The sequence below is a fragment of the Hydrogenophaga sp. PBL-H3 genome, assembly GCF_010104355.1.
GTDB lineage: Bacteria > Pseudomonadota > Gammaproteobacteria > Burkholderiales > Burkholderiaceae_C > Hydrogenophaga.
The window spans coordinates 280,578-299,121 of sequence record NZ_CP044973.1 but is presented as its reverse complement, the minus strand read 5'-3'; the positions used below and the strand labels follow the sequence as shown (position 1 = coordinate 299,121).

22 protein-coding genes are annotated in these 18,544 nt (G+C 59.4%); 7 read left to right on the top strand and 15 right to left on the bottom strand.

Translation table 11 applies throughout. The annotated features are described in order from the left end of the window. Window positions 1-48: 48 nt before the first annotated feature. Window positions 49-855 carry an endonuclease NucS domain-containing protein gene (locus F9Z44_RS22100; protein WP_159609066.1) on the bottom strand — a complete coding sequence of 269 codons (807 nt, stop codon included), beginning with the start codon at window positions 853-855 and terminating at the stop codon, window positions 49-51. Between the two features lie 82 nt (window positions 856-937). Beyond that, entirely contained in the window at window positions 938-1,516 is a 579-nt protein-coding gene (locus F9Z44_RS22095) for a GAF domain-containing protein (protein WP_159609065.1), read from the bottom strand. A gap of 153 nt (window positions 1,517-1,669) precedes the next feature. Here F9Z44_RS22095 and F9Z44_RS22090 point away from each other — a divergent pair, with 153 nt between their 5' ends. Further along, complete coding sequence (locus tag F9Z44_RS22090; protein WP_159609064.1) at window positions 1,670-2,608, top strand: hypothetical protein; 939 nt, start codon at window positions 1,670-1,672, stop codon at window positions 2,606-2,608. Between the two features lie 572 nt (window positions 2,609-3,180). Here the strand turns inward: F9Z44_RS22090 and F9Z44_RS23075 are convergent. Beyond that, window positions 3,181-3,885, bottom strand: a complete 705-nt coding sequence (locus F9Z44_RS23075; protein ID WP_236574427.1) for a YkgJ family cysteine cluster protein — start codon at window positions 3,883-3,885, stop codon at window positions 3,181-3,183. A gap of 222 nt (window positions 3,886-4,107) precedes the next feature. Between F9Z44_RS23075 and F9Z44_RS22080 the strand changes: the two genes are divergently transcribed. Both F9Z44_RS22080 and F9Z44_RS22075 read left to right on the top strand, forming a co-directional pair. Beyond that, a complete protein-coding gene (locus F9Z44_RS22080) occupies window positions 4,108-5,169 on the top strand; it encodes a site-specific integrase (RefSeq protein WP_159609063.1) in 1,062 nt (353 codons plus the stop codon). 101 nt (window positions 5,170-5,270) lie between these two features. After that, complete coding sequence (locus F9Z44_RS22075; protein ID WP_159609062.1) at window positions 5,271-6,203, top strand: hypothetical protein; 933 nt, start codon at window positions 5,271-5,273, stop codon at window positions 6,201-6,203. A 155-nt stretch (window positions 6,204-6,358) separates the two neighbouring features. Here the strand turns inward: F9Z44_RS22075 and F9Z44_RS22070 are convergent, their stop codons facing one another. Continuing rightward, window positions 6,359-6,679 (bottom strand): hypothetical protein, encoded by a 321-nt coding sequence (locus tag F9Z44_RS22070; protein WP_159609061.1) that lies wholly within the window; start codon window positions 6,677-6,679, stop codon window positions 6,359-6,361. Window positions 6,680-6,688: 9 nt separating this feature from the next. Then, entirely contained in the window at window positions 6,689-7,087 is a 399-nt protein-coding gene (locus F9Z44_RS22065; protein ID WP_159609060.1) for a DUF4031 domain-containing protein, read from the bottom strand. Window positions 7,088-7,480: 393 nt separating this feature from the next. Here F9Z44_RS22065 and F9Z44_RS22060 point away from each other — a divergent pair, with 393 nt between their 5' ends. Both F9Z44_RS22060 and F9Z44_RS22055 read left to right on the top strand, forming a co-directional pair. Beyond that, window positions 7,481-8,419 (top strand): hypothetical protein, encoded by a 939-nt coding sequence (locus tag F9Z44_RS22060; protein WP_159609059.1) that lies wholly within the window; start codon window positions 7,481-7,483, stop codon window positions 8,417-8,419. Window positions 8,420-8,431: 12 nt separating this feature from the next. Beyond that, on the top strand, window positions 8,432-9,490 hold the full coding sequence (locus F9Z44_RS22055) for a hypothetical protein (RefSeq protein ID WP_159609058.1): 1,059 nt from the start codon (window positions 8,432-8,434) through the stop codon (window positions 9,488-9,490). A 93-nt stretch (window positions 9,491-9,583) separates the two neighbouring features. On the opposite strand, the gene F9Z44_RS22050 is transcribed toward F9Z44_RS22055, so the two are convergent. The 4 genes from F9Z44_RS22050 to F9Z44_RS22035 all read right to left on the bottom strand — a co-directional run bounded on the left by F9Z44_RS22050 (window position 9,584) and on the right by F9Z44_RS22035 (window position 11,211). Continuing rightward, window positions 9,584-10,051 (bottom strand): hypothetical protein, encoded by a 468-nt coding sequence (locus tag F9Z44_RS22050; RefSeq protein WP_159609057.1) that lies wholly within the window; start codon window positions 10,049-10,051, stop codon window positions 9,584-9,586. 56 nt (window positions 10,052-10,107) lie between these two features. Then, window positions 10,108-10,542 carry a hypothetical protein gene (locus tag F9Z44_RS22045; RefSeq protein ID WP_159609056.1) on the bottom strand — a complete coding sequence of 145 codons (435 nt, stop codon included), beginning with the start codon at window positions 10,540-10,542 and terminating at the stop codon, window positions 10,108-10,110. A gap of 61 nt (window positions 10,543-10,603) precedes the next feature. Then, window positions 10,604-10,885 (bottom strand): hypothetical protein, encoded by a 282-nt coding sequence (locus tag F9Z44_RS22040; RefSeq protein WP_162147769.1) that lies wholly within the window; start codon window positions 10,883-10,885, stop codon window positions 10,604-10,606. After that, window positions 10,879-11,211 carry a hypothetical protein gene (locus tag F9Z44_RS22035; protein ID WP_159609054.1) on the bottom strand — a complete coding sequence of 111 codons (333 nt, stop codon included), beginning with the start codon at window positions 11,209-11,211 and terminating at the stop codon, window positions 10,879-10,881. The genes F9Z44_RS22040 and F9Z44_RS22035 overlap by 7 nt, the downstream gene beginning before the upstream one ends. Before the next feature lie 518 nt (window positions 11,212-11,729). Here F9Z44_RS22035 and F9Z44_RS22030 point away from each other — a divergent pair. After that, a complete protein-coding gene (locus tag F9Z44_RS22030) occupies window positions 11,730-11,948 on the top strand; it encodes a hypothetical protein (RefSeq protein WP_159609053.1) in 219 nt (72 codons plus the stop codon). A gap of 148 nt (window positions 11,949-12,096) precedes the next feature. After that, a complete protein-coding gene (locus F9Z44_RS22025) occupies window positions 12,097-12,825 on the top strand; it encodes an NYN domain-containing protein (RefSeq protein WP_159609052.1) in 729 nt (242 codons plus the stop codon). A gap of 151 nt (window positions 12,826-12,976) precedes the next feature. Here the strand turns inward: F9Z44_RS22025 and F9Z44_RS22020 are convergent, their stop codons facing one another. The 6 genes from F9Z44_RS22020 to F9Z44_RS21995 form a co-directional block, all read right to left on the bottom strand. Continuing rightward, entirely contained in the window at window positions 12,977-14,251 is a 1,275-nt protein-coding gene (locus F9Z44_RS22020) for a hypothetical protein (protein ID WP_159609051.1), read from the bottom strand. Between the two features lie 46 nt (window positions 14,252-14,297). After that, window positions 14,298-15,398, bottom strand: coding sequence for a phosphoadenosine phosphosulfate reductase family protein (locus F9Z44_RS22015; protein ID WP_236574425.1), 1,101 nt, complete (start codon window positions 15,396-15,398; stop codon window positions 14,298-14,300). Beyond that, window positions 15,395-15,910 carry a hypothetical protein gene (locus F9Z44_RS22010; protein ID WP_159609050.1) on the bottom strand — a complete coding sequence of 172 codons (516 nt, stop codon included), beginning with the start codon at window positions 15,908-15,910 and terminating at the stop codon, window positions 15,395-15,397. Before F9Z44_RS22010 ends, F9Z44_RS22015 begins: the two co-directional genes overlap by 4 nt. 263 nt (window positions 15,911-16,173) lie before the next feature. Beyond that, window positions 16,174-16,746, bottom strand: a complete 573-nt coding sequence (locus F9Z44_RS22005) for a hypothetical protein (protein ID WP_159609049.1) — start codon at window positions 16,744-16,746, stop codon at window positions 16,174-16,176. A gap of 256 nt (window positions 16,747-17,002) precedes the next feature. After that, complete coding sequence (locus F9Z44_RS22000) at window positions 17,003-17,395, bottom strand: hypothetical protein (RefSeq protein ID WP_159609048.1); 393 nt, start codon at window positions 17,393-17,395, stop codon at window positions 17,003-17,005. Between the two features lie 78 nt (window positions 17,396-17,473). Beyond that, window positions 17,474-18,448: a recombination-associated protein RdgC gene (locus F9Z44_RS21995; RefSeq protein WP_159609047.1), complete on the bottom strand. Its 975-nt coding sequence runs from the start codon at window positions 18,446-18,448 to the stop codon at window positions 17,474-17,476. Window positions 18,449-18,544: the final 96 nt, after the last annotated feature.

Sequence of the window (18,544 nt, the reverse complement as noted above, 5' to 3'; positions counted from 1 at the left end):
CAGCGTGTTCTCGGGCCCGGGGGTGTCACAACACTGAGCCTGGTGGTGTCAGGGCAACTCAAGTGCCGGCACCTTGGATACGCTCACCTGCAGCCGGTATTCGAAGAGTTCTACGTCCCGGATGCCCGCGCAGGCCAGAATGAGATCCTCAGACATGGAGCGGCAGACAATGATGCCGCGCACGCGCTGGCCAGGCTCTGCGAGTTCCTTGCGGACCCAGTTGACGTAGCGCAGCAGCTGGCCCACCACGCGGTCATAACCCTTTTCGACCTTGAGCTCCAGCACGACAAAGCCGCCCGACTTGTCCTTCGCAAGGATATCGATCCGCCTCCCTCCGCCTGCAGGGTATTCAAAGCCCGATATTTCTTCGTCCTGGAAGAGCGCCAGGCCGGGCTCGATCAGCTGCAGGTTGTCCGCGAGATAGCGCTGCAGGTCTTTCTCGAGCGCGAACTGGGATGATCCAGCGAGAGCTGCGTCGATTGCAACCCCGGCGTCGTCATCTTCCTCGGTGATTGAAATCGTTCCACCGGCGCCGTCCGCGACTTGGACCTTGGCTGCCGGATGCACAGGCGGTGGATCAGAGGCAGGCTCGTACAGCCGATACTCGCGCGAACCGACCTTGAACAACAGATCGTCCGTTGTCCTGGTCGAAGGGTGGTGGAGTCGGCTTCTGTCGTTGGTGGAGGCTTGCACAAGGTGCGCATGGATGCTGCCTGCCTTGAGCTTCGGGTAATGCTCGGCAAACCAAGCGACGGCACGCTGGGCTGCGAACGTCTCGCCGGGTTTCAACGCCCATTCCGCCAGCATGTCTTTGAGCAATGCCCGCGTCGGCCGGTCGTAGATCGTTCGCGCCATCCTGCTTCCCCGTTCCATCGTTGTGTTGCTCTGGATTTAACCAGAGCAGGCGAGCCGTCGGCAGGTGGAATCGCAGGCGGGGTTATTTGGGTGATAAGCCCCATGCGGGGATGCTGTGTGGGGCGGGCCTCACGTTCCGACTCTCAAGGCGCATCGCCGTGAGCTTAGCTGTCATCTCCAGCGTCTTTAGGTCATCGGGATTCGGATTGTCCTGCGGGCTGAACGAGAAGCAGCACAGGGTTCCGTATATCTCACCGTTCTTCAACACGATAGGGGTGCTGATGTGCGTCCCGATGGAGAAAGGCAGTTGGTCAAGCAGTGCGCAAGCGGTGGGGTCTTGACGTGCGTCGGCAATGAAGCGCGGCAAGCGGCCGTCCACCACGCGCTGGCACCAACTCTCCTCCAACAGGTCCGAGCCGCCCACTGCGATCGTGGGCCGGATGCCGGTTGTTTCTACCTGGCGGAAGACGCGGCAGCCGTCGACGAATTCAGAGCAAAAGACAACGTCCATGCCCATGCGATCGCGCAGCGTTTTCAGCACATCAGAAATCGCTGAGTCAAGTGAGTCGTCTGAATGGTCGGCGGTGGCCACCATCAGGTCGGAAATCGTGACGTGCAGGTCAGTGGGCTCGTAACCCAAGTCGTAAACATTCAGCTTCATGGCATTCAACTTTGTCAGGGAACCCCTATTCTCGGATGGGGCGTACATCTCCTGTACCCCGTCAACGCAACCGTTTGTGTCGTTTGGCGCGGTTGAGTCACGTGGCCGCGGCGCTAGAGTCAAAGGTTGGTCCACGACTCGGCAAAACGTCCAATGCAACCCACTTCTCAAGGCGTTCTCCTGCTTTTGATTCTCGTGCTGTTTTTCACGGCCGCAGGCTTTGCTATTGCTTACGCGTCTGCGAAAGATGAGGGCAAAGCGAGCAAGGACCAGCGTGACAGCCTTGTCGGTGTCGCTCGCGTTACGCAGGATGTGCTGGTTGACATACGCGCTGCTTGGGCGGCGCTGCCTGCGACTGAAGAGGAGGGCGGTGATCTCGTTGAACTCGGCCGGGAAGTGAGTGCTTGTCTGCCCGCACTCTTCAGGAACCTGGGTGGCGCTGCTTCGTTCCAGCACCGAAAACTCACCGCTCAGGACTTCGCAGCTGCAGGCATCCAGGAACAGTTCACCCGCATTGATAAGCTACTACCGGCAAAAGGTGGCGGCGATCTGCCCACCCTTTGGGCCACGAGGAGGTTTGTCGACCTGGTCGCCATGTTGAGATCGGTTCAACTGATGTGCAGCCGGCACCGGCAGACGATGCGCGAGCAAAGTCAGCGTGTTGAGGGAAATCCATTGCTTGCGCTTCTGCGCGACAAGGCTCCAGCCCCTGCCTTGGTGGATGAGGTCAAGCTGCAGCAGCGCCAGACCGCAATCGCCACTGGCCGTGAGGACCCAGATGCGGAGAGCGGGCTACAGGCCCTTCAAGCTGTGGTCGATGTTCTTTGCTACCGGCGCGACCAGTTGAAGAAGCCGCTGACCCTTGGAGTTCTGGTGCGCGCGATTGGCGGGGGCATGGAGCAGATTTACCGAGAGTGCACGGCGGATGCGGAGGGCCCTGGTGGACAGTGGCGTCCCGAGTACAAAGCGCTTCGGCAATACATCGAATCGCTTCCGGGTTGGGACGGACGCCTCCCTTTCAACCCAGTGACCCGCGCCACCCACAACGCCTATGCAAACAGCGTTTTGCGCGTTTTGCTGCAGGTAGCGTGACCGCGTAGGGAGGCTTTCCCTCCTGTAGAGTTCACGAGGTCGCCACTTCCCGAGCACCAGAGTCCGTCCGCTCGGTGCCTGCATCCATGAAAAAGGTTCTGATCTACGCACTCGATACAGCGATCTTTTTCTTGCTGCTTTGGGCGTTTTTCCTTCACGGAATTCCGCGTGAATTTTGGAACATCGTTGGAGTAGTGCTTGTCGCCGGCGGATCTGTGGCCCTCCTGTTCGCTTTCAAGCACCGGGTGGACAGGCGACGCCAAGCTCAAGCGTGCGCAGAACTCGAAACGAAAAAACGGGGGGACGCTGAAATTGAACAAAGGCGCCGTGAACGGGTTGCTGCCGATCGGGAAGCCCGACGCCCGCTGTGTGTTCATTGCGGCAAGTCAACGGTGCCCAGGCATCAGCACAGACGCACTGATGGAAGCGCAGACATGCGCTATCGGGACAACCCACTGTTGTGCAGCAAATGCGGAGGGCCCTACGAGGTCGTTCGTCCCCGACCGCTTGAAGAAGCGTCGGTAGTTCCCCCACCCACTTCACCCATCGCTGGCAACGAGTAGAGGCGTCGATCAGGCCTTGGTAGGGAACCACTGCCTCAGATCCGCCCAAGCGCCATCTTCTGGTTCGATCTGGATGCTGGCTAGAGCGAACAAGCGCGTGTCCAGGTAAGGCACCGGCACGGCCTGACCGGGCACGAGACGGCACAGCAAATCGTCCACGTCAAGATTGATGTGCGTCCTGCATACTGCCGGGCGATGCTCGTATGCGGTGCATGACCCATCCTGGAGGAATGGGCACGGCGATTCGTACCCCTCGGGGTGCACAGGGCGGTGAGTCTCTACGGGCGCGGGCAAACGACCAACTGCACGACCGAGCACGCGGGCCTCGGTGGCGCTCACCTTCACAGGGATGAAGCAGCAGTGATTGCACCCCGCACGGCATGCCGAAACGCCGCTGTAGGCGGTGGCCAGCGTGTCTGCAGCGCGGTGGAGCCACATCACACGCTTGGCGGCGGTGGGTGCGCGCACTGACGTTGCCAACAGGCGGTGAACGTTCGGGCGAACTTCTGGGGGCGCACTTGCAGCGGCCCGCGAAGCGTTGTCATGGGCCACCAGCAGGCGTGCATTGACCTCGGGAGAAAACGCTTCATTCGGCTGCATCGATTCGCCTGCCGTGAGAGCCTTCAAGGCGTTCTCCAGATTCTTGTGCAGGCCGACATCAGGGTGTACGGTAGATGCATTGGCGCTCAATGGGCGCGCGACGAGTTCATGCATGTTGTGGCGTTGTGCAGGTGGAGGCATAAGTCTGCCTGCAGCTGCGAGTTTTTCAAGTTCGAAGCTGGCCGAATCTGCAATCAATCTGGGCAGAAAAAAACCATTTCTAGCCCCCCTCCTTCATGCGATATATTAGCCTCGATAAGAGATGCTTATCGAGACCTATAGCGCCACCAGCCCGGAGGAGTGGTCGCCCAGACCAACCGCAACAGAGGCCCCACCATGCGCCTGCCGACGCTCCAGAAAACGCCCTCACTCCAGCCGCACGAGCTCACCGATGTCACCGCGCAGGCCGTGGCCGATTTGATGCGCGAAGGTGAATCGCAGAACACACAGCAGTCCTACCTCAGCGCGCTCAAGTACTGGGCTGCGTGGTACGGCATCCGATACGGCATTCAGATCTCCTTGCCCTTGCCCAGCTCGTGCGTTCTGCAGTTCATCGTGGACCATGTCCAGCGAACAACACCCCAGGGTTTGATGCACGAATTGCCTGCAGAGATCGATGCTGTCCTGGTCGACGCCGGCTACAAGGGCAAGCTTGGTCCGCTTTCTTTCAACACGATTGTGCACCGCCTGGCCGTGCTCTCCAAGGCCCACCAGGTGCGCGAGGTGAAGAACCCATGCCAAGACCCCAAGGTGCGCGATCTGCTCTCCAGCACACGCAAGGCCTACGCGAAACGCGGTGCGCTGCCGAAAAAGAAAGACGCGCTGACCAAAGACCCCCTGCAGCTGGTGCTGGCCACCTGCGACGACTCGATCAAAGGCAAGCGCGACCGTGCGCTGTTGCTGTTCGCATGGGCCAGTGGCGGGCGCCGGCGTTCAGAGGTCGCGGCAGCAGACATGAAGTTCCTCAAGCGGCTGGGCCCCGGGGAATTCAGCTACGAGATGGCGTTCTCCAAGTCCAACCAGAGCGGCTTTGATCGGCCCGAGAACCACAAGCCGGTGCTCGGCGCCGCCGGCGCAGCGCTGGATGACTGGCTGCTGACCAGCGGCGTGAAGGACGGGACCATTTTTCGCCGGGTGCTCAAGGGTGGCCACGTGGGCGGTGCGCTGTCGGCCGCTGCGGTGCGTGACATCGTGCAGGCGCGGTGCCTGCAGGCCGGTGTGGAGGGGGATTTTTCCGCGCACTCCCTGCGCTCAGGATTTGTCACTGAGGCTGCAGCACAGAACGTGTCCATCTCCGACACGATGGCGATGACGGGCCACCAGTCCGTCGCGGTTGTGATCGGCTACCAGCGCCGCGGTGCACTCGCTAGCAACCCTGCTTCAAGCCTCCTCGAATAGGTCGCAAGAGCGGCTGTCCTCACTGCAAAAACGGGTTCCGCCATGGAGCCAGTGCCGATCCAGATCGTGCCCTCCTAGAATCCCCTGCACAGGAGGACAACATGACCCTTGAGCATGCAGCAGGAGATGAGCCCGGCGCTACGGCCCCGGAGCGGCCGATAGACCTAGCAAAGCAGTACAAAACGCCGAAAGAAGCATTTGAGGCAAACGGACTTCCTGTCGTCGAGGTGAGTGGCGTCACAGTCGAGCCGCCTCGCGCTTTCAGGTACCTAAACACGGTCTTCTCGAGGGTAGAGTTGGTGGCGAAACGCTTCTACGAAGACCAGGGTTGTGTTGCCTCTTGGAACGAAGGGACCGCTTTCAACTTCATTCGAGATGCTGTGAGCCTCTACTTCTGCTCCGGTCTCTCACAGTGCTACCGCTACAACAGGAACATCGAAACCGCAGGCCGTAGCTCCAAGCACACGTGGAATCTTGCGGATGATCTGCGACTTGAGCGAGTTGATGTTCTGAATTTCGAGCCATTCCTCTCAGGCCACCTCTACTTCGACCTCGCCGGCGCTGCCCTACCTCCGGCACCCCCTTCTCGCCAGTCCTATTTTGAAAGCATCATCGAGCCGGCCCCACTGTTTGACCTGGCTGTCTCCAAAGACGATTTGGCAGAGCAGTACAGGGTGCTTTGTTCAGCCCTGACCGAGCGGACAGGTGCTCTTTTGGCGCCCTTTATTGCGATGACCCAGCAGCACTACGTTGCAAGGGGCCAGGACAAGTACGGCAGCTCTCCCTACTTCGCTGAATTTGCCAACGTGGTTCTGGAGCAAGGCGGCTTCACGAATGCTTTCAACGGTCTGGAGGTCTTCGATGTGCCCTGCCACAACTTCGATCTGATGGTCTTTGACCCGAAAACAGGGCAACTTCGCTTCGTCGAAGTGAAGAATCGCGACAAGCTCACCCATGGCCAGCTGACCAGCCTTTTCAAGCATCTCAAAGAGCCGGTGCTTCCCATCGAGTTGTGCATCGTGCAACCCGGCTGAACGGGGACGCGATCGAGTGGCCGAAACCCGGGCCTACGGAGGCTCACTGAGCCGCTGCGTGCTGCTTGGAGCGTTCAGGGGCATTTTGGCGCCAGCTACATGCCCGGGTTCGCCTGACGCTGCCTGACTTGCATCCGTGGATGTGTGCGCAAGGCTTATGCCTTGACCAGGATTGGGGTCACCAACCACGCCTGCGCGTGCTCATAAATTCCATCTTCACGCGGAACAAGCTCGACCCCCTTGAAACAGATCGCTTGACCCTCGATACCGGCGAACTGGGGTTCCATGAGAGTCATAGCGGTGCGCTTGTTCATGCCGAACGGTTCGTACAGATTGAGCACCCGCATCGCGCGGGGAAAAGCCTTGGTTGGCTGCGGCATCTCATCGAACGTGAGGTCTCCCCGCAGGGGTGCGCCAAGCTCGTGCCGCTTGAGTTTGCGGCCTGATCGCCGCAGTAAAGTAACTTCGCAGTACATGCTGGACGTTTATACAGCATCTTCCCTGCCGCGAGAGTTGCACGTCCCGTCGACGCTTTGGCGTGCCGGCTGCGCATGACGCGCTGCGCGGCGTGCGGCCCTGTACTCCTCTAGCCACTGAATAGCGTCCTCTGGCGGCCCCAGTCTTCCACTCGCCCGGCGTCTGCTGTTCATCGCGCCGGCTTGCCGCCAGGTGATTTCCACCGCGCCACAGAGAACCGCCAAGGCACGTTTGGACAGGGCGATGTCGTAGTGGCTCCCACTGGTGTGCTCTGGTGACTGCCACCACTTGCGCTGCACCCCAATGAAGTCGGCCATTGCATGAAGTTCTTCGTCGGTGTCAGCCAACATGTGCCACATCTTCATGCGTCCGTAGCTCGCTCTCATGTTGTCGACATACACAGTCATTGAGCAGTCCGTTGTGGGCGAGAGCGTTCTGTTGCGTTGAACACGGCGTCGCGATGGGGTTCTACAGGGGCATCCTCCAATTTCACTGCGAAAAGCGCTTGAACACTTCAAGTCAACGCATGTAGTTCCATCTGAAAAACGTGTCAGTCGGCCCAAAATCCGAACCACAATGGCAGGCGGCATGACTTCAACACGTTCTCCTTCCACTGTCCCTGGCTCATGCGCGCGCGTCAGCGCCGGCCGCTTGTGGACTCGAATTCCCCTGAGGTGCTCATGACAGATGGCAGTAGATTGGCTGAGCCGTTCACAAGGTCGCAGGCGTGCTACAAGTTGGCCGCCTCCCCATCTTCCAGCGCAGATCACTCAGCACTGTTGTCCGATGCGGCAGACCTGATGCTGTCATCGCTGTCATCGCGCCACCAAAGCCTTGACTGCAGTGACGCCCGGGGTCTCAACACCTTCTATGGCGACGGGGTTGTCGTGCGTACGGCGAGCGATGCCCTTCATGGCCTATTCGCTGTCGAGGTCGTTGATCTGCGAGTGAAAGAACACTGGGACGCATTCTTCCTTCAGCTGCCCGATGGAAGCTTTCGGACCGGTTGGTCCCGGCAATGCGCAGGAGCCAGCAACGAACCCGTTGATTGGCTCGAAGCGGTGGCCCACTTCACGTTGGGAGAAGAGGTCCAGCCGCATGTTCAACCCGACTTCATTGCTTTGGTTGCAGCCCTTTCCAACGAGGCAGCTGTGCCCGTGGTAACCACAGACGCTCCAGCGCGCGCAGCGCTCGCAGACGAAGCCCAAACCTTGCGCGAGACGGCAGCGCGGCAGGCAGCCCAACTGCGCATTCTGAAGGCTGGCCTTGTCGATGCTTCGTCACGCCAGGAATTGGCACCAATGGCGACCGAATACACCAGACTGGACCAAGTGGGCCAGTGGGCCGCGGAGAACGCTGACAGGATCATCGTGTTGCCAAGGGTGGTGTCGGAATGCAGAAAGTCGCAGTACGACAACCCCACCCTCTTCTATCAGGCTCTCGAACTGCTTGCGGTGACCTACCGAGACGTCCGCATGAACAACCAACCTCGTGAACGCTTGATCGAGCATGCGACGGAACTGGGTCTGAGCATCGGTGGCTCTGTAGAGCCATCAAGGGCAACCGAGGACTATTTTTTCAGGTGGGACCGCCGCCGCTGTTTTCTTGACCAGCACCTCGGTAGAGGGAATTCGCGCGAGCCCCGTCACTGCCTACGCCTTTACTTTTATTGGGCTGAGTCCCTGCAGATGGTGATCTTGGGCGCAGGCCCCTCTCACCTTGGCAACTCCATGTCGTGAAGGGAATCGGCCATGTCAAAAGCCAGCCAGAGACGCCTTGCCGAGCAACAGAAACGAGTTGAAAAGCTCAAACGTGAAGATCCACATTTCAAGGCGCGCGTCGAGCTCTTGGAGATGGACCCCGCGGACGTTTTTGCCAACCCGGTCCGATACTGGACGCGGTTGTCGAATGCGACGGAGGCGGATGCTCCACATGCGGATCACGCATTTCTTGACGCCGCTTTTGAATGGAAGGTCGAGTTTTTTGAGGTCTTGCACGACGCCTTGTTGTACGAGCAAGACCGCCTGTACGTCGGCGCGGAAGGCCCGTTCCTGCCAGGGCTGACTATGGGCTTCGACGAGGACGGTTGGATCACCTCCTTCCTTCCGCAGAGCCCTGTGTTCACACCGGCACCGGCCAAGGGCACGAAATGGGGTGCGCATTTGGCTGATCTGCAATCTCGCACAGGCCAGACCTTGGCCGGCGTCGAAGGCTGGTTCTGGATCATTTCGAGTTTTGAGCCCGGGCTTCCCCTCTTCGTGATGGGCGCGAGCAAGGCGGGCGCCGGACGGCTGTGGATCCACGTGGAAGGAAAGTGGATCAAGTGCAGGTCAACTGACTTCTTGACGCCTGTGCACAAGGTGCTGTCTGAATCTGAGTTCCAGCACCCACACCATGCACCCAAGAGAGCGCTGTCGAGTGCTTTGGCAGCGGGAACGATTGCGCGGGGGAGCGAGACCTCCGAAATTCCCGGGACACCCAACGCCGTCTCCAACCTGGTGACTGGGTTCGCTGAACCTTACGTGGGATTGATCTCGACTTTGCTGGAACGACTCGTTGAGAGCGTTGAAAACGAGGAGTTCGACCGGGAGCATCAAATCGCTCACCAAGCGCAGGGGCGACGCGCTCTGAAAGACGAGTTGGCCAACGTTCAGAAGCTACTGGCGGCCGAACGCTTGGTGAGCGCGGGGTTGCGCAATGATCTGCGTGCTAGGCAAACGCAACCGTCGATGCCAGCGCATTCTGGTGTGCACACACCTACGGACCCGCTTCCCCTCCGCCGGCGCCTGGGCGTGTTCTTCGGTCAGTAGATCGATCTGCAGGACTCGCAGACGCTGAGCAAAAAAAAGCCGCCCGGATTCGGGCGGCCTTGGGGTCCACGAGGGACATGAAGTTGGATTCGCTCAACTGATCTGGAGATAGTTGAGTTCTGCCTGTTGGGCGATGGCATCGAGCGCGGCCGCGTCCAGTTCGGTATCGCTGGCGCCCTTGTCGGCGCTGAAGTCGATCTGGATACGCTCCGCGCCAAGCTTCAGGAAGCCAGTGAAGACATCCTGCTCGGCAGGAGGCGCCTTACCCATGGCCACCCACTCAGCTTTCACCATCTGGTCACCGCTGACATTGAGCGTGCTGATGAGCGAGCCGGGTTCGTCATGTGCGCTCACATTGAGGGCGAGGCCTTCTTTGTGAAAGTTCACGGTGACGTCTGCCCAGCCTTCACGGCCGACGATCACACGGTCACCTTCACTGCTGATTCGCAGCTCGATGTCGACGTTCTCGCTGATCGTGAGATTGAAGGGCACCGCGCCGCGCGAGCGCAGTTCGGCAATCGCAGCGTTGGCTTCGGTGATGAGTTGCTCGGTGGTTTTCATGGAATGCTCCGTTTGAGGGAAAGATCGGCTGCAGGTGCAACCGACTTGAATGAAGCTCACTGCTCAGCACCCAGAATGAATGCTCGCTCGCCGTTGGGCAGCACCGTGGGCCGAATAGTCATGCCCGTTTCGGGGCGCAGGATGTATCGGTCGCCTTGCTTGAAGATCGTCATGCCCAGTTCGTCATCGCTGATGTGCAGATGCAGAACCTGGGTGTGATCTCGGCTTCCTGGCAGGTTGCTGATCTCGAATGACGCGGTGAGGATGTTGTCGATGTCGCCGTCTTCTCCGCCCACATCCACGAACAATTGCCCGTTGGAGTCGCGACGGTCGACCACCGACATGAGGAAGCGGTCGCCGGGCGGCATGTCCCCTTTGTAGAGGGGGCTGGACCAGTGCTCGATCAGTTTGATGTCGGGGTTCTGCTGATCCTGTGGCATGCACATTGCCTTGGAGTCCGCGCTTGCGTTGTTGGACTGCATTTCAGTCATGGTGTTTCCTTGGGGGTTGTGGCAATCCCGCCGAAGCGTGGTTTGCCGTGAGTTGTGGGTTTCAGGCGATGAGCGACTTGGATCGCGCAAAGGCCAGAACTTTGGGCTTCCAGTCGGCAGCGCTGGGTCGGGGGTGCCGGGGGCGCTCCAAGAAGCCGTCCTCGATCGCTTCGTCCACCTCGTCATCCCACAAACAAGCGATTTCCTCGCCGGTCGGAGATTCCAGGGTGATGTTTTTGCGATCACGCTCAAACCACACCGAGACGCGGTATTGCGAATCGGGGAAGTCGGGAAGCGCGGTCGAGGGGCGCTCAAGCACCATGTTCTCGGCGTCCATCAGCATGCCCTCGCGGAGATGAATGGAACGGCGCGCTTGGGCTGTGCTGCGACGTTGGATGCCGCACGGGCCTGGTCGGCCAGCACCTTGGCCGCGGCCAACAGCGAGTCCTTGACGGCCACCGTGTCGCCGCGCGGGGTCAGGGCTTGGTATCCACCGGCAGCGCCGTTGCGTGGGCTACCGACGACTTCGCCAATTCGGCGGGAGTAGTCAGCGTCGACCAGGAGCCGGATCTGGAAGCGGCAGCTGGCGAACTCCTCGGAGAAGAGTCCTGGAGCGATCTCGCGACCGCAGAAGACGCCACCGAGGGTGACTTCCTTTTTCTTGCTCATATCGGATAGATGAATGAGCAGGACCAACCCGCAACACGGGAGTGGTCCCGCTGGGGTTGAAGGTTCGAAGTGGGCACGCCAGCTTCGGTGTATGGCAACCGATCAATCGATGGCTGCGAAGTCGCAAAGTTGCGAAAACACTCTGATTTTGCGGCTACAGACCCCGATGCGCCACTCAATCAGGCCATCGAGCCAACGTGTTGTGATACTCTTGGAACCTCATTGGTGCCTGCACCTTTAGCTGTCCTTGTGACAGCCTTCAACTTGTCATTCGTCCCTGCGGCAAATGACGCGTCCCTTGCGGACAACTCCTGTTCCTCTTCGCCCTGCGATTTGGAAACCTGACCAACAAACGCTTCGCGTTCCTTTGCTTTTAGCTTGGAGCTCTCCAGCCGCGTTTGTGGTCTTGCATCATGGTTCTTCCCGTGCGGAACCCGGTGCGCAACGTCCTATGTGTGTTTTCTGACGAGAACGCAGATAGGGCGTTGTGCCCGGTTTATTCCTGATCGGAGAGTTCCATGATTGCTAACGCTGTGTATGCGCCAAAAGGTCCTGCCTCTTTGGCTAAAGCGGGTGTGTCTTTTGCAGACGCCCAGTGGTTGTTCGCTCAAAAAGCAATGGCCTCTGGCATGGCTGCTCTCGCTGCTCATCCCCGTTTCCTCGCGATTGAAGCCAAGGTGCAAGCCTTCGCCCAGCGCTCGGCGAACGTGGTGGCAGTAGTGCCAGCCTTTGCATGAGATTCCGTCATCACAAAACAAGAGGGGGCGTTCCATTCGCGTGGGACACCCCCTTTTGGTACTTGTGGTGCGAGCCCAATGACGGCTGTTCTGGTCGTCGCCCTTCCCATTCTTCGTGTTCTTTCCCGCTCCGCGTGATGTCATCTCCGTGAGCGCGCCCCTCTCGCCTGCCTGGCAGGTGCTACTCAGTTCCCGCCGGATGCCCTGTACTCCCCCTGATCGCAAGACTGTTCTTCTCGTTGATGCCGAGAACATCAACGGCGAGGGGATGGTTTTCGAGGCGTACCGGAGCATTGAGCGTGTGCACGGCCCCATTTCGCAGTTTGTCGCCTTTGGTGCGGGTACTCACCTGCAGCACCTCAACAAGGCGCAGCGGCAGCTGGGACTCGAACTGGTGGAGACGCCCTATGCCAGGAAGAACCAGGCCGACTATGCGCTCATGCGCTTCGCCCAGAGGCTGGTCAACCGGAGTGCCCCGGGGGTTCTCGCTCTTGCATCTGCTGATACCGACTTTTTCCCCTTGTCAGACCGTTTGCGCGCGATCGGAATTCGGATGGTCTGTATTGGGAGGAGCGCAACTCTGTCCAAACATGCGAAGTGCCACTTTGACGAGTGCATCGGCTTAGATAATTCGCGAATGTCCCTCCCCCAGATCAAGGATAAGGTCATCGCCATCCTCGACTGTCTGTACGAGCTGAAAGAGCACCCAGTCCACCTGACCCAAGCTGTGCGCGAATTGCGCAAGTGGAGAATCCTCCCCAAGAGCAGTGCTGGCGCTGCAGCTCTGCAGGACGTGCTGCATGCGTTCGAGATCGCCGGCGATGCTGACGGGCAACAGCAGGCGCTTCGATGGCGCTCAACTGCGAGCGACGGCTGATGCGCATTCCATCTCCGACGTGACCCTCTATCGCCACGAATAGCGAGGCAGGCGCTGTGAAGCGTCCCCGGGAATGCCACTGGCTCCGAGCGCGGACGAAAAAAAGCCACCGGAGGGATTCCCCCGGTGGCTTTCTTGTTGCCTTTGAAGGTCAGCCCTTCATGGCGTTGCTGATGGCATCCGCGGCACCTTGCATGCTCAACACACGGTTTTCACGCCATGCCTCGAACTCACCCTTGTAGCCGTTTTGGACTGCCTCGTCGTAAAGGTCACGGGGGACGTTCGCTCGCGCAACCGACTCGGGCACGAGAGACGGCATGTACGTCTTGTCCACCATGAGCACGAAGCGTTCACCGAAAGCTTCCTCCCACTCCGCGATGTTCTCAACACCGACCACGATTTCATCACCAGCGAACTGGTAGGTGAAGTATTGGCTGCCGGGAAACTGGCAGATGGGAAAGTCGCCATTCAGGAATGTTTCACGCAGGCTCATCACGAGCTCCGATTCGACAAGTTCCTGTTCGCCGCCATCCCCATTCGCTTGAGAGCTTTCTGCTTTCGCTTCGGCGCCGTCGGCTCGTTGTTCTTCGCTGGTCAGCGCTGGGTCCTTCGAGTAAAGGTCACGTGCGAGCGGCAGCTTCATCAGTGCACTTTCACGCCACTGGTGAAAGCTGTCTTCGGTCAGTCCTTGTGCGACATCTTCTTTCCAGGCGCTGGTCTCGATCCTTGCGCGCATGGACGATACCGGCACCAGCAGCTGGAACGGCTCATCGGTCAGCACCAGCAAGGGTTCACCCAGGTGGGCTTCCAGGCGGCACAGCTTTTCGAAGGTGAGGCGCACTTCGTTGACTTGTTTATCAATGGTGAAGTGTTTGTCACCTGCGAGGCGGCTGATCGGCGTCTCACCCATGTGAAAAGCTGCATGCAGGCTCTCCAGCAGGGGGTCAGTGTCTTCAAGATCGCTACCGCTGTAGTCGCCCACGTCGACGGTACCGTCCGGGTGAACATCCAGTGTGTGGATGCCATCGTCGGTGCCGAACTCGGCGCGGTGACGTTTGGCCGCTTCGTCGCGCTCCTCGGCGGTGCTGAATGGGCCCAACGTGAAAGCGGAGACATCCTGCTCGATGACCACTGCGTAGAAGGCAGTCTGCGGCTGAGCACTGCTTTCCTTGTAGGTGCCGTTGTTGATCGACTCTTCAATCCATGGGGCGATCGGTTGGATCTGACCCGCGAGTGAGTAGTCAATGATGAACGAGTTGTCCGAGCAGCCCGACCCCATGGGATGGGTGATCTGGCGCAGTGCTTCGTTCAGACCATCCGTGATGTGTGCTTCGTTGTCTTCGTTGACGACCAGGTACACGGTTACGATTTTTGCCATTGTGTTTTCCGTTTGTGAAAAGGATGGCCCCAGGGCATGCATGCTCATGCGCCGGGGGCAGGTTGTTGTGAGAAAAGCTTGAGGGAACAAGGCTTCAGGTTGGGCCGCAGCCCTCGCCGAAAGCCCCAGCCGGCAGTACCCATGGGTCCATGTACACCGAGCGGCTGAAATGCTGGCTGTTGGCCAGCTCGACCCAGAACGGATCGGTTGCGTAGGGAGTTCCTTCGTCAGCACGCTGAACGATGGAATCCTTGCGGTGGATCGTGACTTTGAACTCGCGCTCGTAGCCTGCAATCTGGTTGAACTGCGCGGGCGCAATCTCTCGAATCGTCGCCCACTGATCCTTGCTGCCGAACACGCACGGACGACAGCTGCACCGTCCCCAGCCAAGCCAGTAGGCTGGATGTGCGACGAGTGAAAAGCGTTTGATGATGTCCCACACCTGCTGCTCGCTCCACCCGTGGACCGCGCGCCAAACGTCTATGTGGCGTTGGACCTTGCGGCCTTCGCGCAGATCGCATCGATGCTTCTCGAACACCTTGTACTTTGAGCGCGCCGAACTCTCTTCGGCACGTTCACCGGTCAAGACCAGAGTCGTACCTTCGTTGAACTTCGGATGGTTGTTCAGATATCGCGCAAATACGTCTATCTTAGAAACACCCGAGCACCAACGTACTGAAAGATCGGCGGATACCTGTGGAAACTTCAGGCGTGTGCCCTCTGGTCCCTTGCCACCGATTGCTCGGTGGCCATCTCCATCGGGGATGAAGACAGGTGCGGTTGGATCACCGTCGCGCAACATTTCACGCTCCAATCCTCCAGCCCGCCAGCTGAACGTCAGCTGCACGCCGAGGGCCTTCGCGATCGCTTCGCAGTACGATTCGGTGATGGGCCAATCCATGAGGGTTGAACCTTCACGCCCGTCGACGAGGTGGTGGTGCAGCTCAATGCGGTCGCGAGGAACGCCCAGCTCGATCATGTGCAACACCAGAGCGAGCGAGTCTTTTCCGCCTGAAAATGCTATCAATATCCTAGCGTAAGAGAGTGGATCGATAGCGGCTTGCTGCCCTGCTTCGATCACCTGGTGGGTGATCGCGCCAGGTTCTGGTGCGTTGTTGTTGAGCACGCTGAGGTCGAAGCCCTCATCGGTGAGCCAGTCGTTTTCAGACTGCCCTTCTTTGAGTTCCTCGTTCATGCTGGAACCGCTCTTTCAGCTAGAACCTTCTCTGCAAGGTGTATGGCTAGCGCGCCCTTGGTGTTGGTCATCGCGTACCCCAGTGCTACTCCTTCCGAGACAAGAGGCACGCTGAAGCGAAATCCATCCTGCTCGACTTGTGGTGGCCGAGACACGCTCCAGAGGAACGGGCCATGCCAGACGTAGCCTGCAGGAAGGCGTTCCAGTGATGCGGCACCGCGCTCGATCAGGAGGTTTCTCAACTCCAGGTCGCTGCTGCGGTAGTGCTGGCTCGGCACGTAGACCGTGACCAGGTGGCCATGGCTGTCGCGCCCGAGTTTTCCCGAGCTGCTGAGGCGGTAGAAGGTCTCCGCATGGAAGAACTTCGATTGCCGTTCGCTCGGGGTAGATGCCCACCAGACAAAGGTGATGGGTGCTCGCTTCAGATCCGTGTGGATATACGGATGTCGCTCGTAGCCAGACGCCGCGGCCGAAACCAGGGGCGCGAGCTTTGCGCGTTCAATTTCATTCATGGGTCTTCTCCGTGAGGACAAAGCCCATGACCCCTCAGGGCGCAAGGGCCCATCCGGGGTTGGTTGGTATGGTGCGCATTGCCGTTGAAGGGCAGCACACATAGCGCTGTGGAAGCGGTACGAGGTCGAATTTGCCCGCCAGGTGCGCAAGGCGCCACCCAAACCGGCCACCGGTTGGGATCAGGCGAAAAAAAAGCCACCGCTAGGTGGCTTTTGAGGGGTGTCGCTGCACGCGGCAGCGGCTGAGAGCACGGGGTTGACTCTCAGATGTTTTCTTCCATCGACCAGCACCATGAACCCGAACCGATCGCGTAGACCTTGGTCCGGACGCCGGCGACATCGATGTAGGTTGCTGCGAAGACATCGTCAGGATCGGATTCAGCGTCGACTGTTGCTTCCCCGGTCTCAGCAGGCAGAACAAAGGCGTCCAGTCGAGCGTCGTATGTCAGCGTTGGGCAAATCGCAATCAGCTTGAGGGCCTGCTCGTAGGTGAACATGGGCATGCCCCACCCGTTCCAACGGCGCCCGTCGCTGTAGCACTCGGCAACTTCCAGGCCATCAAACCAGTCGCCACTCACCAAGGCCGGACCGTATGGCGGAATGGTCGCAGGCGTGAATTTTGCAGCGAAGTCTGCGAGACCTACCTTGTAGACGAATCCCCCGCCCTGCGGATGGATGCTGACGGTGGTCTCGCCGCGTTCTGAGACTTCGAAGAGCTGGCCAGATGCGTTGTTGCTGTACAGCTCGCTCTTGCGCGGCTCCGTTGCGCCTGCTGGTGCCGCAGCATCAGTCGCAGTTGCGTTGTTGGCGGAATTGGGTTTCGTGTTTTCGGTCATGTTGTGTGTTTCCACAGGGGAAAGTGACCGTGACGCACTTCCCAACCGGGAAAGAGACGCCCGGTCGGGGTAATGCTTGCGTATTGCAGAGCAGGAAGGTGTTGGCGGCCAGGTGACCGCGACTGGAGCAAGCTCCAAAGACAACCTGATTTTAGGTACCAGGTATGCCCGGCGCAAACCAAACCGGCCACCCTCCTCGCCTTTGGATTTGCTTGAAAAGTTGCTTTCTCACCGGGGTTTGTTATAGGCCCTGACCTCAGACGTGAAGTACACCCTTCTTGAACCCGAGCAGGATCAGACCGCAGAGAGCAAACATCCCGAGATAGAAGAAGTGGCCATTGGCGCCGGCGGGCTCGCTCATCAACCACAACAGGTACCCGACACCCGAGCCCACGGCACCAAGGAGAGCCAAAACATAGCAAGCCTCTTCGAACCAGATACGCTTTAGCTCAGAAATAGCCTCGTAGTGGAGCACCAGCACCCCTACGGTGAGCGCGAAAAGGAGGCCAGCGATCACAGTTTCCATGGGTGGATCGTCCGATACCTCGAACGTCATCGGCCATCCGAAAAGCAAGCCGAACAGTGATCTGCCTGTGAGTGCGAACCACAGCACGATGGCCGGGACGGTCACGATACGACTGAAGTGCATAAAGTACTTTCCCTCATTGAAGGCTCAGCAGCCGCAATGGCTCAATGCTGGTGCCAGTAGAGCCAGCAAAGCAGTGTTTCAGGCGGCGGCCATCTCGGACTCGGCGCTCTGGTGCTTCTCCACTGAGGCCCCCTCCCCTTCGCTTCCTTGTGCTCCATGCACGAGCTCGCCGCCGAGGGCATCGATCATTTCGGGAATGAGTTTGCTCAACTCACCCGTGAACAGCGCTACGTCCGCATCGAAGCCGCTTTCATCGCTGGGGCGTCCCTCGAAGACACCCTCCAAGAATTTGACCTTGCGCAGCTGCAGCGCCTCTGTCATGTCGAACGAGATACGCCCCTCCCAGGTCATGGCCACCTTGGTCGGCAGCTTGCCCTCGCTGATGTGCTTCTTCACTTCATCGTTGCTGATGTTGTGTCGGTCGAATTTGACGCTGGACTTTTCCTCGTCGCTAGACTTGAGCTCACAGCTGCGGCCCAGGTCAAAGCAACCGGGGATGTCTTGGGGGTCCTCGGCCGACAGCCACTGGGTCATGGCCGTTTCGGGCGTCACTTGCGTCTGCAACAGCGAGACAGACAGCCCATCGAAGGCGCGCACCAGCGCGGTGACGACCTCGTCGATCTTGCCCTGGCTGGACGCGTCGGTCACGAGCCAGTGGTTTGCGAGGTCGATCCAAACCATGACCGCACCCTCGCGAGAGAACGCCTGAGGCAACAGTGTGAGCAGCGCTTCTTCCTTGAGCGACTTCTTTTCCTTCTTGCCTGGCTTGCGTCCTGTGGTCTGCTCGATGGTCTTGCACTGTGCATCCACCAGCTTGTTGACCTCGCTGCCTGGTACTGCCTTGGTCTGGATCTTCAGCTTCAACATCCACTGGCCAGCGACGGATTCCATCAGTGGGCCATTGTCCTCTCCCCGCGGCTCGACCCAGCCAGTGGACTTGTCCTGAGTGGCGCCGCACGGCTTGAAGCGATTTGCGTTCAGTGCCTCTTTGGCGGCGGCCAGCGACAGACTCCAGCCCGGTGCGATCTTGTAGATGACGACGTTTTTGAACATGGTGTGAGGTTTGGATTGAGGGTGCGGAAGTGAGGTGGAGCCGCAAGTGCCCCGCATCGGCGAATGTGGCCGCACGCTGGTGGCGGGCCTGCCCGC

Excerpts from the sequence above, each read along its gene's own strand:
- F9Z44_RS21995 (WP_159609047.1), bottom strand. The coding sequence starts at position 18,448 with ATGTTCAAAAACGTCGTCATCTACAAGATCGCACCGGGCTGGAGTCTG.
- F9Z44_RS22040 (WP_162147769.1), bottom strand. The coding sequence starts at position 10,885 with ATGCTGATGGACGCCGAGAACATGGTGCTTGAGCGCCCCTCGACCGCG.
- F9Z44_RS22070 (WP_159609061.1), bottom strand. The coding sequence starts at position 6,679 with ATGTACTGCGAAGTTACTTTACTGCGGCGATCAGGCCGCAAACTCAAG.
- F9Z44_RS22015 (WP_236574425.1), bottom strand. The coding sequence starts at position 15,398 with ATGAACGAGGAACTCAAAGAAGGGCAGTCTGAAAACGACTGGCTCACC.
- F9Z44_RS22005 (WP_159609049.1), bottom strand. The coding sequence starts at position 16,746 with ATGACCGAAAACACGAAACCCAATTCCGCCAACAACGCAACTGCGACT.
- F9Z44_RS22090 (WP_159609064.1), top strand. The coding sequence starts at position 1,670 with ATGCAACCCACTTCTCAAGGCGTTCTCCTGCTTTTGATTCTCGTGCTG.
- F9Z44_RS22010 (WP_159609050.1), bottom strand. The coding sequence starts at position 15,910 with ATGAATGAAATTGAACGCGCAAAGCTCGCGCCCCTGGTTTCGGCCGCG.
- F9Z44_RS22050 (WP_159609057.1), bottom strand. The coding sequence starts at position 10,051 with ATGAAAACCACCGAGCAACTCATCACCGAAGCCAACGCTGCGATTGCC.
- F9Z44_RS22075 (WP_159609062.1), top strand. The coding sequence starts at position 5,271 with ATGACCCTTGAGCATGCAGCAGGAGATGAGCCCGGCGCTACGGCCCCG.
- F9Z44_RS22100 (WP_159609066.1), bottom strand. The coding sequence starts at position 855 with ATGGCGCGAACGATCTACGACCGGCCGACGCGGGCATTGCTCAAAGAC.
- F9Z44_RS22080 (WP_159609063.1), top strand. The coding sequence starts at position 4,108 with ATGCGCCTGCCGACGCTCCAGAAAACGCCCTCACTCCAGCCGCACGAG.
- F9Z44_RS22060 (WP_159609059.1), top strand. The coding sequence starts at position 7,481 with ATGCTGTCATCGCTGTCATCGCGCCACCAAAGCCTTGACTGCAGTGAC.
- F9Z44_RS22045 (WP_159609056.1), bottom strand. The coding sequence starts at position 10,542 with ATGACTGAAATGCAGTCCAACAACGCAAGCGCGGACTCCAAGGCAATG.
- F9Z44_RS22065 (WP_159609060.1), bottom strand. The coding sequence starts at position 7,087 with ATGACTGTGTATGTCGACAACATGAGAGCGAGCTACGGACGCATGAAG.
- F9Z44_RS22095 (WP_159609065.1), bottom strand. The coding sequence starts at position 1,516 with ATGAAGCTGAATGTTTACGACTTGGGTTACGAGCCCACTGACCTGCAC.
- F9Z44_RS22035 (WP_159609054.1), bottom strand. The coding sequence starts at position 11,211 with ATGAGCAAGAAAAAGGAAGTCACCCTCGGTGGCGTCTTCTGCGGTCGC.
- F9Z44_RS22055 (WP_159609058.1), top strand. The coding sequence starts at position 8,432 with ATGTCAAAAGCCAGCCAGAGACGCCTTGCCGAGCAACAGAAACGAGTT.
- F9Z44_RS23075 (WP_236574427.1), bottom strand. The coding sequence starts at position 3,885 with ATGCATGAACTCGTCGCGCGCCCATTGAGCGCCAATGCATCTACCGTA.
- F9Z44_RS22030 (WP_159609053.1), top strand. The coding sequence starts at position 11,730 with ATGATTGCTAACGCTGTGTATGCGCCAAAAGGTCCTGCCTCTTTGGCT.
- F9Z44_RS22020 (WP_159609051.1), bottom strand. The coding sequence starts at position 14,251 with ATGAGCATGCATGCCCTGGGGCCATCCTTTTCACAAACGGAAAACACA.
- F9Z44_RS22000 (WP_159609048.1), bottom strand. The coding sequence starts at position 17,395 with ATGCACTTCAGTCGTATCGTGACCGTCCCGGCCATCGTGCTGTGGTTC.